This window comes from Enterobacter sp. RIT637 (genome assembly GCF_019718755.1).
GTDB lineage: Bacteria > Pseudomonadota > Gammaproteobacteria > Enterobacterales > Enterobacteriaceae > Enterobacter.
This window is the reverse complement of sequence record NZ_JAIHAZ010000003.1, coordinates 361,025-372,039: the sequence shown is the minus strand read 5'-3', so window position 1 is coordinate 372,039 and position 11,015 is coordinate 361,025. Positions and strand designations below refer to the sequence as shown.

General features: G+C 56.6%; 11 protein-coding genes. All 11 read right to left on the bottom strand.

What is annotated here, in order from left to right:
* Positions 1–183: 183 nt before the first annotated feature.
* The 11 genes from K5E19_RS08675 to gspG all read right to left on the bottom strand — a co-directional run bounded on the left by K5E19_RS08675 (position 184) and on the right by gspG (position 11,014).
* Positions 184–1,998, bottom strand: a complete 1,815-nt coding sequence (locus tag K5E19_RS08675; protein ID WP_221550847.1) for a chitinase — start codon at positions 1,996–1,998, stop codon at positions 184–186.
* A gap of 132 nt (positions 1,999–2,130) precedes the next feature.
* On the bottom strand, positions 2,131–2,571 hold the full coding sequence (gene iagB, locus K5E19_RS08670) for a type III secretion system invasion protein IagB (RefSeq protein ID WP_221550846.1): 441 nt from the start codon (positions 2,569–2,571) through the stop codon (positions 2,131–2,133).
* Positions 2,572–2,681: 110 nt separating this feature from the next.
* Positions 2,682–5,387, bottom strand: coding sequence for a glycosyl hydrolase family 18 protein (locus K5E19_RS08665; RefSeq protein WP_221550845.1), 2,706 nt, complete (start codon positions 5,385–5,387; stop codon positions 2,682–2,684).
* Between the two features lie 255 nt (positions 5,388–5,642).
* Positions 5,643–6,440, bottom strand: coding sequence for an A24 family peptidase (locus K5E19_RS08660; RefSeq protein WP_221550844.1), 798 nt, complete (start codon positions 6,438–6,440; stop codon positions 5,643–5,645).
* Positions 6,437–6,922: a type II secretion system protein GspM gene (gspM, locus tag K5E19_RS08655; protein ID WP_221550843.1), complete on the bottom strand. Its 486-nt coding sequence runs from the start codon at positions 6,920–6,922 to the stop codon at positions 6,437–6,439. Before gspM ends, K5E19_RS08660 begins: the two co-directional genes overlap by 4 nt.
* On the bottom strand, positions 6,919–8,052 hold the full coding sequence (gene gspL, locus K5E19_RS08650; protein WP_221550842.1) for a type II secretion system protein GspL: 1,134 nt from the start codon (positions 8,050–8,052) through the stop codon (positions 6,919–6,921). Before gspL ends, gspM begins: the two co-directional genes overlap by 4 nt.
* A gap of 15 nt (positions 8,053–8,067) precedes the next feature.
* Entirely contained in the window at positions 8,068–9,078 is a 1,011-nt protein-coding gene (gene gspK / locus K5E19_RS08645) for a type II secretion system minor pseudopilin GspK (RefSeq protein ID WP_221550841.1), read from the bottom strand.
* A complete protein-coding gene (gene gspJ, locus K5E19_RS08640; protein WP_221550839.1) occupies positions 9,075–9,710 on the bottom strand; it encodes a type II secretion system minor pseudopilin GspJ in 636 nt (211 codons plus the stop codon). Before gspJ ends, gspK begins: the two co-directional genes overlap by 4 nt.
* Positions 9,707–10,087 (bottom strand): type II secretion system minor pseudopilin GspI, encoded by a 381-nt coding sequence (gspI, locus tag K5E19_RS08635; RefSeq protein ID WP_221550837.1) that lies wholly within the window; start codon positions 10,085–10,087, stop codon positions 9,707–9,709. Before gspI ends, gspJ begins: the two co-directional genes overlap by 4 nt.
* A complete protein-coding gene (gene gspH, locus K5E19_RS08630; RefSeq protein WP_221550835.1) occupies positions 10,080–10,565 on the bottom strand; it encodes a type II secretion system minor pseudopilin GspH in 486 nt (161 codons plus the stop codon). The genes gspI and gspH overlap by 8 nt, the downstream gene beginning before the upstream one ends.
* Entirely contained in the window at positions 10,565–11,014 is a 450-nt protein-coding gene (gspG, locus tag K5E19_RS08625; RefSeq protein WP_028012525.1) for a type II secretion system major pseudopilin GspG, read from the bottom strand. Before gspG ends, gspH begins: the two co-directional genes overlap by 1 nt.
* Between the last annotated feature and the right edge of the window lies 1 nt (position 11,015).

Genomic DNA, 11,015 nt, shown 5'->3' with positions numbered 1-11,015 from the left:
GTACGTAATGACATGGTATCTCTCGCATCCCAGGGCATAAGCGACTCCATAAACGGGTTCTTATGCCTTAGTTGTAAGTGTCTACCATGTCCCCGAACAAGTGTTCACTATGTCCCCGGACCGTACACCCACGGGGAGAGGGTGCAAACACTAAAACGGCAACCTTTCGGTTGCCGTTTGCTTTTACAGAGCCGTCCAGGCATCAGCCCATGCCAGACCTGCGCCTGGTTCATAGTATGTCGGGGCGCTGTTACACCAGCCGCTGTACGGGAATGGTTTGCACTGGAACAGTTTACCGTGGTTGTTCACGATATCACCTGCGTTGTACTTGCTGTTCGCGCTCCACGCGGCGTAAGAGCCGGAAGTGCCTTCGTCCTGAGACGGCGCCGCTTTCGCTTGCACGTTCAGCAGGTAGGACGTGGTGCTGCTCAGCTCGCCATCGCTGACGGTCAGGCTGACTTCAATCTGCTGAGCCGTTGCCGCTTCTGGCGCCTTGAAGGTCACCACCGCTTTATCCTGACCAGTGACGGTCTGACCATCCTGCGAACGCCAGGTGTAGGTCAGCTTGTTGCCATCCGCATCGGTAGACCCTTCCGCGCTCAGAGAGACCTGCGCGCCCGCTTCAACCGCACCGATTGGACCCGCAATATGCGCGACCGGGGCGTGGTTCACCGCCACTGGCTCAGCCGGGGTTTCATCCGGCGTTGGCGCTGGCGTTGGCTCTGGTGTCGGCGCTGGCGTTACCGGAGTTTCATCCGGCGTGGTGGCAGAGCCGTCGTCGTTCACGATGTTAACGTTATAGAACTTCTGCACACACTTGGTGTAGTCACCGTCTTTAAAGGCGCTGAACGGCGTCTGGTAGCCCACCAGCTGACAAGCGTAGGTTTGACCACTTGGGGTATCCGCGCTCCACCCCCAGTCCTGTTCCCAGTAAATCTTCAGGGCACCGGCACCGCCTTCGTCGAACTGCTTCATGTTGGCGCAGCCCAGCACTTCATTTGCCGGAACAGGCACTTTCAGGTAGTTCGCAAACTCTTTGTAGTACTTGATACGGTTCTGCGACTGAGCAATTTCAGTCGGGCCGCCGCACTCTACGCCGCCGTTGATGATCTGGGTGGTCACGCCAAAGCCCGGTACCAGACCGTTGGCCTTATCGTGATCGTTCGGCTGCCACGTGCCGTCGATAACCTGCAGCATGCTTGGTTTTGGCGGCTGCGGGTAGGCGAAGAAGAAGATCGCGCTCGCCAGGTTCAGCCAGGTGTCTGCCACCAGCTCAGGTTTGTCGAGCAGGGTACGCACGTCGCCGTACATCGCTTCAGAGAACGGACCGTAGTTGTAGTTGTAGGACAACTGCTTCGCACCGCGGCCGAAGTAGCTCAGGAAGTCACCGTCTTTATCTTTACCGCACGGCCAGGTCTGCCCCTGCCAGACGTCCGGGTTACATTCGCCGTTGTAGCCGCCCTTCTGGCCTTCGGTCCAGCCCATTTCACGCACGTGAACCAGCGCCTGACGCCACTCGGCTTCCGGACGCCAGCTTTCGTGGCCGCCGGTTTCCTGGGCAAAGTGGGCAAACATGGTTGCCAGCTCTTTACGGCAGATGGCGTCGCTGTCGCGACCGTCATTGTAGGTCTTACACAGCGCCGGGAATTTACCCACCGCTTTCAGGAAGTTGCTGTAGGTGTAGGCCTGCGCGCGCATCGGGAACAGGTATTCCCAGTCGCTGGCCTTCACGATCCCTTCTACGCGCTTCACGTTTTCCGGGTTCGCCGCACGGCCTGGCTCAATCATTTCTACCTGAGCATTGTCCAGCGTCTGGATGGTCTCTTTTACGGAGGCCATCAGCGGGAAGCTGGTCAGCTCTTTTTCCTTCTTCGCCAGATCGCTGGCTTTCATGGTGTACGGCTCACTGGTGGTCGCTTGCAGCGACGCAGCCTGTGCCATAAAGGGGGCTACGCACGCGCCGGCAACGAGTACACTCAGTAACGTCCTTTTGTTCATTTCAGTATTCCTGTTAATTGAAGTTAAAGTTAAATCCCGGCTTATGTATTAATCCATTAATAAATAAACCACAGACAGCTGTTTTCATTTTTCGAAGAACACCCCTGGGGAATTCTTCAAAAATAAAAAACCTTAATAACGTGCCGCTAATTTCAACTGCTGATATTTTTTCCAGACCTTATGTGCATATAGCATTCGCTGAGGATAATTCTCTTTTTTTAATCCGGCGTTATAGGCGCCTACCGCCTCCCAGTTATAGCCATAGACTTTAATCATTCCGGACAGGATGGACGCGCCCACCATAATGGAGGTACAGGGCTCGGTCATCAGCTGGTACTCATCAATCCCCCTGCTCTCCAGCTCCGTAAAATGCGAGCTGTTTATCTGCATCAGCCCGACATCGCGGGTGCCGTCGTGGTTTTGCCCAACCGCATACGGGTTCATTCCGGATTCAACGTTAGCAATGGCATACAATAAATAGGGATCGACATGATAATAATGCGCCGCTTTATCCCAACAGTTTGCCAGTGCGCTTTGGCTTATTATCAGTAACAATAATATTAACTTTTTCATTTTTACCTGCTGACAGTTTCGGTTATTTCTCCTTGCCCACATCCTGTAAAATGAATTTTTGAATCGCTCACCACCCTCACAAGAGAGCGGTGAGCGTTTATTGGGTTAGATTATTTGCAGTCTGTTGCTGCGCCCTCTTTCACCCATACGTCGCTATTAGCCGGGTTATCACCGCGGGTCCACCATTTGGCACGGTAAACGTTGCCCTGGTAAGTGGTGGTTTCGCCGCCGTTGTAAACCAGGTCAGAACGCCAGTTCATCTGCACGTCACTCACCAGTTCCCATGCATCCACACCGAAGCCAGGCTTGTTGCCCTGCGTCCAGTACTTCGCTTTCCACACCAGATGATCGGCACTTACGGTGTCGCCACTGTTGTAGATTTTGCTGGCATCCCACGCGGCATATTTGCTGGCGTTAGCATCGACAGGCGCGTCGCAGCTACCGGTTGCCGTGCCTTCGTCAGATGGCGGAGTCACGTCATCAGCCGGAGGGGTAACGTCGTCCGATGGAGGCGTCACGTCATCAGCAGGCGGCGTGACGTCTGCTGGTTTCGGATTGACCGTTACCTGCACGTTTGACTGCACGCTGGTTTTGCCGTCGGTCACGACAACGCTCAGGGTGTAGGATGAGGTGTTGTTGACCTCTGGTGCAGTGATGCGAACGTTAGCGGTATCGGTACCCGTTGCGTTCATATCCGCCGGTACGCTCCAGCTATAGGTCAGCGCGTCGCCGTCTGGATCGGTTGCCTGTGCATGCAGGGAAATCGCTTCACCGGATTCAACGGTGACGGCTTCCATGGCATTGATCACTGGCGCCTGGTTCGCTTTCGGCGCTTTGTTCACAACCTGAACATCAATCGCGTTGCTCAGACCCTTCGCGTCAGTCACGGTCAGACGGAAGAGCAGATTCTGGTCGCTGGTGACGGCCGGTAAGCTGAAGCTGGCTTTCGCACTGGTGCTGTTTGCCAGCGTCACGGTCGCGCCGGACACCTGAGTCCATTTGTAGGTCAGCGCGTCGCCGTCCTGGTCGCTGGATGCAGAGCCGTCCAGGGTGACGGTTGCCGGGCCGGTTACCGTCATATCGGTAGCGGAAGCCACAGGCGCATGGTTGGTCACAACCGGCTCAACAGGCGTTGAGCTGCCGCCCAGCAGGCCTTCATTCATGGCATTCAGGATATCGCCGTTATCGGATTCGATAGACCATGCGAACAGACCACCCAGGTTTTTGTTCAGCACGTATTTGCCTTTCGCCATCACGGAACGGGCGTTGTCGTAAGTCACCAGCTCGCCGGTAGACTTGTTGAACACGTACGGCGCTTCTGCCGCTTCATCGTATTTGTATTCCCAGCCTGGTTTGCCCAGCATCTGGTTCACAATCTGACGATAGTCAACAATGCCGTTTTCCCATGTGCCTTTGATTGGGCCCGTTGCCGTACCGGTAAACGGATTATCGCCGGTATAGCCGTGAACGCCCGTCCAGCCGCGGCCGTACATGCCTGCACCCACTACGATCTTGCCAGGCTTAACGCCCTGCTCCAGCATCGCTTTCACGGCGTTATCGGTGGTGTAGTTGGTATCCGGTTTCCAGGACGCACCGTACAGCGCGGTCTGGTGGCCGAGATCGGTATTGCTCCACGCGCCGTAGAAGTCATAGCTCATCAGGAAGATATGGTCGATGTACTGCTGCGCGGTGTTGTAATCCACGTCTTCGATCTTATCTTTGCCCGCACCGATTGCGGTGGTCAGCTCGTAGGTACGGCCCGTTTCTGCAGAGAGTTCGTTCAGCATCTGACGCAGGTCGTGCATCAGCGCGGTATAGGTCGCTTTATCGGTCTGAGGGTTGCCCAATTTGGCGTTCTCACCGCCGCCGCCCGGGAATTCCCAGTCGATATCCACGCCGTCGAACACTTTCCAGGTGGTCAGGAAGTCTTTCACGGAGGCCACGAAGCGGTCACGCAGGACTTTGTTATCCATCTGATAGAACGGGTCAGACAGGGTCCAGCCGCCTACGGATGGCAGAATCTTCAGGTCAGGATGGGCTTTTTTCATCGCCATCAGCTGGCCGTAGTTGCCTTTGTACGGGTCGTCCCAGTTGCTTACGCCCTGCTGCGGCTTCTGCAGCGCAGCCCACGGGTCGTGGATCGCCACGGTGTAGTCCGGACGGCCCTGGCAGGCGCGCTTCAGGGATTCCAGCGCGCCGGAAGATTTAGCGCTGTCGTTAATGCCGTCACCGCCGCAGATTGGGATGAAGCCGTACAGCAGGTGGTTAATGTTCGCCACCGGGATTTTGTCCGCTGAGAAGTTACGGTCATACACGCCCCACTCAGGGAAATACGCACCAACCACTTTATCGGTGTGCTGCGCGAAGGCTTTGTTGTTTTCCAGCAGAGGGGTATTCAGCGGCAGCAGGTGGCTACCGTCGGTATCCGCAACGATGATCAACTTGCTGGCGCTCTTGGTGCAGCCGCTGTCGTTACAGAGCTCAACCTGCTCCTGATAACGGCCACCTTTTTTCACTTTAAAGGTCGCTGAGCCTGCGGCGCTGCCCGCGCCGGTCCAGACGGTCTGGCCGTCCAGCAGCACTTTTGCAGACGTTGGTGCGTCGCCGCTCCAGACGTTCCACTCAACCTTCACATCCACGCCATCTTTGTGCACTTTGATAAGGTTGTTATAATCTTGTGCCGCCTGATCTACTTCTACCAGCGCAAATTTATCATTGCCTGACGTAATAGAAGGCGTACCCGGTGCCGCTGCAAATACTGAGCTTGTTGCAGCTGCAACAAAAAGCGCCAGATATTTAGGCTTCATAAATTTCATTTTTATATCCTGATAAATTTATTCGTAACGTTAATAATCCATGTCTTCCGTGAGCACATGGATGCGTTTCGCGTAATGCGTATTTAACCAACCTGAAAACCGTGACAAGAAACGTATTGCTGCGTTGTATTCCTCCATAAAAAGATACAAGCCTAAATTCCGTGTAGCTTATATCCTTTACGATACACTGAGCGCAAAGAGACGTCCTTCTCTTCCACCGTCGAAAAAATTTATAAAAAACCTTGACCTGAATATTTAAAATATGAAAGCAAACTGCTGCCCAATAAACACCACTATTCCAGCAAATGAGAGGTAGGGTCCGAAAGAAATCGTGAGGTTATTTTTATTTAAATTATTTAGCGCGAAATAGCCGATAATACCGCTTAGTGCGGCGGCTAATTCAATCGTGGGTAACGCCTGCCAGCCGCACCACGCGCCCAGGGCCGCCAGCAGCTTAAAATCGCCATATCCCAGCCCTTCCCGCCCTGTGATCAGGCGGAATGCCCAGTAGAGCAGCCAGAGCGAGAGATAGCCCGCGACCGCGCCGAACAGCGCATCGCACAGCGCCAGCCGGTGGTCAACCGCGTGAAGCAGTAAACCCGCCCACAGCAGGGGTTGCGTCAGGCAGTCCGGCAGCAGCTGGTGCCGCCAGTCGATCATCGCCAGGGGCAATAAAAACGCCGCCAGCAGCCACAGGGAGAACAATGCCTGGACGTCGGGCATACACCAGGCGGTGATGCCAAAAAACAGGGAGGAAAAAAGTTCGATTAAAAATATCCGCAGCGGGATGGCGGTGCCACAGCGGCTGCAGCGCCCGCGTAAAACAAGCCAGCTAATGAGCGGGATATTCTCCCAGGCGGCCAGCGCGTGCTGGCATACCGGGCAGTGCGACGCCGGGAACAGCAAATTGCCGCCCCCTTCCTCTTCCATCACCATGCCCGGTACGCGCTCGGCGACGACGCCCAGAAAGCTTCCCACAATACCGCCCAATATCGCACTCATCACCGGGAACCCCACCGGGTAAACCTCCCGTATCAGCGCGAAGGTGTTCATGCGGTTTTGCTCCAGGTAAGCTGCACCTCGGCCTTCACATCGCTAAGGTGATCGACTGGCGTAAGGTTCATTTTTTGCAGCCTGACGCCGGAGGTCTGGTTAATTTCCCGCAGCCAGTTCTTTAATTCATACACGTTTACGCGGTTCACGATGAACGATAATGTTTGCCCATCCTGACGTACATCCGTCAGTGAAAGATTAATTTCATGCGCGCTGCTCTCCACCACCGTGCGCGGATTATCCGTTTTGATAATCTGCACCTGGAGATGGTTTTTATCTATTTCACTGCGCATCCAGTTCAGGGTCTCTTTTTGTCTGGTCAGCGTTGCTCTACTGTTTTGAATCATATTATCCAATGGGATCACCCCTGCGTAATAAATGGCTGCACCTAACAGCGACACGGCACATATTTTTAAAATGACTTTTTCCCGGGCGCTGTAATTCTGATAGCGAGACTTAAGCTGCGCGATTCGCTCTTTCATTTATATTTCCCTGCGATCATGGCGGTATAAGGTGCAGTGGCGGAAACAGGCTGTAGGGTAAAATCGAAATTCTCACCGGCCTGATTCACAAACGTCTGCAACGCGGTTTGGTTTTGCGAACTGACGCTCAGCGTCAGCGTGTTCTGTTGGGCATCGTATTCCAGCAGATCGATTTCCATCGCAGGCACCGCCTGCCTGGCTTTCTCCAGCTCTTCAAGCTGCAAAAAGACCCCTTTGGTCTGCTTCTTCATGTTTTGACCAAAGTGATATTTGATGTTGGTCTGCTGGCGCATGCTGGGGAAATGGTGCTGGTATACCTGCAGGATCTCCTGCTGAACCTGGTTTTCCTGCTGTACAAGCATCCAGGCCATGGCGACGCGCGGGCCCAGCAACAGGCCGAGAGACAACAGACCCGCGGTGGCCATCGCCACTTTCATGCCTTTCGCTGCCCGGCCGTTTCCCGCTTTGGGGCTAAACTCACCGTGCAGAAGCGTGACGCGGCAGGCTTGCCACTGCGGCTGGATCAGCACCAGCGGATGCTGCCAGGGGTGCCCGACGTCAACGTCGACGCCAGCGGGCGCGTCACCGTAGCAGCACACATCGCCCTCTCCGGCTTTCTGCATCAGCAGCGGCAGCAGGCTCGCCTCCATTTCACCCGCGACATGCGGCGATAAACGCAGCCAGTAGCCGTCGTCCTGGGCGACAAGCGTGCTTCCGCCCGCCGTCACCGGCAGCAGCCAGGCATCCGGCAGCGCCTGAATCACCTTCAAACCGGCCTCCTGACAGCGGCTTAACCACCCGCGCAGGCAATCGGCATCGATGGCCACCGCATCAACTTCGGCGCCCTTTTTGTGAAGCACCGTCCAGTGCAGGTTGTCCACGTCGCCAATCAGCGTCTCTTCCGCCATCCAGGAGAACGCGGTCGCCTGAGAGGCAACTTTCTTCGGCAGCGTAAAGTGGCGGAAGATCATCGTGCTGGCGGGCAGGAGTAAACAAACGCGTGCCGCAAGCGGGTGGTCTGCCAGCGCGTCCAGGCTTTCAAGCTCCTCAACCTGCTGGCTGCCGGAGAGACACCACATTATTTTCCCGCCCTCGCGGCTGTCGGGACGAACAAAAAGGACCTGTTTCATAGCGTTCAACTTTTCTTATTCAATCATTCGGTAACGACGTTGCCACGTCACGATCTCACCGGCTTCGTTATTCACCTGAAGCTGGCTCACCACGCGAAGCGTTAATTCATCGGTATTGCCGGTATAGTTCACGCGGAAATACCGGCTATTAATGGAGAGATAGTCGGCCACCTGCGGGAGGTCGTCTTTTAACTGCGGGAAGGTCTGCTCCAGCGCTTTGCTGAAGGTTTCCATATTTTCCCAGCCGGTTTCAGGACGCGATTCAATCAGGCGAACGGCATCATCTTCATTGAGTTTTCCCGGGAACAGCGCGGCCAGCAAGGCGGCCTGCTCCGGTTTCAGGGTATTCACATCCACCTTGCTGGCGGAGTCAGGCAGCGCGCACAGCAGCTTGCTCACCTTCGGGTAAGCGGCAGCCGGGAATGCGGGCAGCAGCTTGATCTCGGCAATGGTGCGCATCATCTGATTCGCCGGTTGGCGAGCAGGCACCACGCCTGCCCAGGCATCGGTCTCTGCGCCCTCTTTTGCCGTCGTCGTGTCGCCATCGAGATAGTCCACCAGTTGCTGATACACCTCTTCCGCGTTGGTCTGGCTCAGGCCACTCTGCGTCAGAAGCTGTTCAACAATCTGCTCTCTGCGCGGCTTTTCAGGCACCGCCGGGGCGTTCTGCCCCTGCGCAATTTTTTCCACCGCCAGCAGGTTGTTGACGTTAAAGCAGTCCTGCGCGTCTTCTACCTGGCTGACCACCGTGTAGTCTTCGCCCCGGGTTTCCAGCGGCTGATGCCAGTCGCCGTCGAGGGTGAGCGCTTTGCTTTCCCCGCTGGCGTCGGCCTGCAGCCGGTCTTTCACCACCTTTTCCTGGGCCTGCATCGCCCAGCGCAGCTGCTGCTGGCTCACCTGGTAATGCGTTTTTTGCAGATTGCGGCAGAACTGCTGGCTGATTTTGGCGGCCAGCGCCGACATAATCACCAGCAGGATCAGCACCACCAGCAGGGCAACGCCTTTCTGTTTGCGTAATGCACTCATGATTTTGTTTCCGGTGCCGGCTGCGGCGCAGGCGCGGCCTCTGGCGCTGCGGCAGGCGCTGGCGTAGCCGCTTCAGGCAGATCGCCCGGCGTCGTAAAGACCCAGCGCCAGGTATCGCCGTTTTCCATGGTCAGCGTCAGCTCCACGCCGTCCGGCAGGTGGGCCGGGTCGCTCCAGCTTTTCAGCCAGCTCTGACGGTAAAAACGCCACTCCAGCGATTTCACCTCGCTGACAATCGGTACTTCATCGGGTTTAACGTCCGCCGGGCCGTCAATCACCGGCCAGACGTCGCGATACAACCGCCCCGCTTCCAGCCGCCAGCGCACGCGCTCCAGCTGGACCGTTCCGCTCACGCCGTTCAGCGTGGTCAGTTCAAGCGCATCGTCCGCCTGGCGGAACAGATCCGGCTCGTTGCGCGGCGCGCGCGCCTGCAGCTGGTAGAAATCGCGCTCCATCAGGCTCCAGGCCCGCTGGAGCTGATTGAGCTTCGCCGCGCTGGCATCGGTGGCCGAACTGGTGCGCATCGCCCCGTCCAGAATTTGCCAGGCCAGGGTGCTGATCACCGCAAAGATGGTCAGCGCAATCATGATCTCCAGCAGGGTAAAACCGCGCTGGCGTCGGGTGTTCTTCACTTGCTCTCTCCCGGCGGAGCGATCTGCAGCGCGATAACCGGCTGGCTGTCGTCGCCTTCCGCATACACGCGGATCGCGTTAGCCCAGCCGCTGTCGGCGGTTTTGACCCGCTGCTTGCGCCAGTTCCAGCTGCGCCCGCCCATGATTTCCGTTCCCTGCTGCTCAGCATCCGGGAAGTCGGTTTTCGCGAGCTGCGCTTCTGCCAGCTGATTTTCCGCCACCCAGCTCGCCTGCAGGGTGTCGGCCAGCCCGTGGGTGAAGCGCACGTTCAGGGAAACGGAGTTCATCAGCGCCAGCGCGGCGGTGGAAAAGATCACCAGCGCGACCATCACCTCCAGCAGGGTCATCCCCGTTTGCTTGTTCTTGCCGTTAGCCATCGTTTTCCACCGATACCGGGGCCGCGCCCTGCGACACCACGCGGAAATGGTGCTGTTTGTCGTAGCTTTGCAGCGTCAGCGTGAAGCGGCTGATTTCGCCGTCCGGCAAAAAGAGCACCTGCGGGTCGGACGTGACCGTGGCGGCCAGACGCTGGGGAGAGAGCGAAACGTGCATCTCCTCCGGGAAATCGCCTTTGGTGGTAATACGGCCCGCGGATAACGGCACCCAGCGGCGCTCGCCGTTTTTATCTTCGAGCGTCACCAGCTGATAGCTATCCGTGGTCATCACCAGCCCCACAATATTTCCGTCCATCACCGCGCGGTCAGAACCATAATCAACGAGGGCTTTTAATTGCTGGCCAAATATATCCGCACCGCTGCGCGAGGGTATTGTTGACACCACCATCATGGCGCAGCTGGCAAATATCACCAGCGCCAGAATAATTTCCAGCAACGTAAAGCCGCGTTGACGTTTCATTATTTCTCTTTCTTATCCAGAGACCAGTTCGTAATATCGTCAGCGGTATTGGCTTCACCGTCCGGACCGGCCGAGAAGACGTCAACCGCGCCGTGTTCGCCCGGGCTCACCAGGATATAATCCCCGCCCCACGGATCCTGCGGCAGGCGGCGGATATAGCCGTCCGCGCGGTAGCCGTTCGGGATAGGTGCGATTTCAGGCTTGGTCACCAGCGCCTGTAAACCCTGCTCGGTCGTCGGGTAGCGGTGGTTATCCAGCTTGTACATATCCAGCGAGCCTTCGAGCGCGACAATATCGCTGGTCGCTTTTTGCGTATCCGCTTTTTCTTTATTCCCCATTAAGTTTGGCACCACCATACTCGCTAAAACACCGAGAATAACGATCACCACCATTAATTCGAGCAACGTGAAGCCCGCCTGGCGAGCCAGGTTTTTACGTTTTAAAGCCATG

Excerpts from the sequence above, each read along its gene's own strand:
- K5E19_RS08675 (WP_221550847.1), bottom strand. The coding sequence starts at position 1,998 with ATGAACAAAAGGACGTTACTGAGTGTACTCGTTGCCGGCGCGTGCGTA.
- iagB (WP_221550846.1), bottom strand. The coding sequence starts at position 2,571 with ATGAAAAAGTTAATATTATTGTTACTGATAATAAGCCAAAGCGCACTG.
- K5E19_RS08665 (WP_221550845.1), bottom strand. The coding sequence starts at position 5,387 with ATGAAATTTATGAAGCCTAAATATCTGGCGCTTTTTGTTGCAGCTGCA.
- K5E19_RS08660 (WP_221550844.1), bottom strand. The coding sequence starts at position 6,440 with ATGAACACCTTCGCGCTGATACGGGAGGTTTACCCGGTGGGGTTCCCG.
- gspM (WP_221550843.1), bottom strand. The coding sequence starts at position 6,922 with ATGAAAGAGCGAATCGCGCAGCTTAAGTCTCGCTATCAGAATTACAGC.
- gspL (WP_221550842.1), bottom strand. The coding sequence starts at position 8,052 with ATGAAACAGGTCCTTTTTGTTCGTCCCGACAGCCGCGAGGGCGGGAAA.
- gspK (WP_221550841.1), bottom strand. The coding sequence starts at position 9,078 with ATGAGTGCATTACGCAAACAGAAAGGCGTTGCCCTGCTGGTGGTGCTG.
- gspI (WP_221550837.1), bottom strand. The coding sequence starts at position 10,087 with ATGGCTAACGGCAAGAACAAGCAAACGGGGATGACCCTGCTGGAGGTG.
- gspH (WP_221550835.1), bottom strand. The coding sequence starts at position 10,565 with ATGAAACGTCAACGCGGCTTTACGTTGCTGGAAATTATTCTGGCGCTG.
- gspG (WP_028012525.1), bottom strand. The coding sequence starts at position 11,014 with ATGGCTTTAAAACGTAAAAACCTGGCTCGCCAGGCGGGCTTCACGTTG.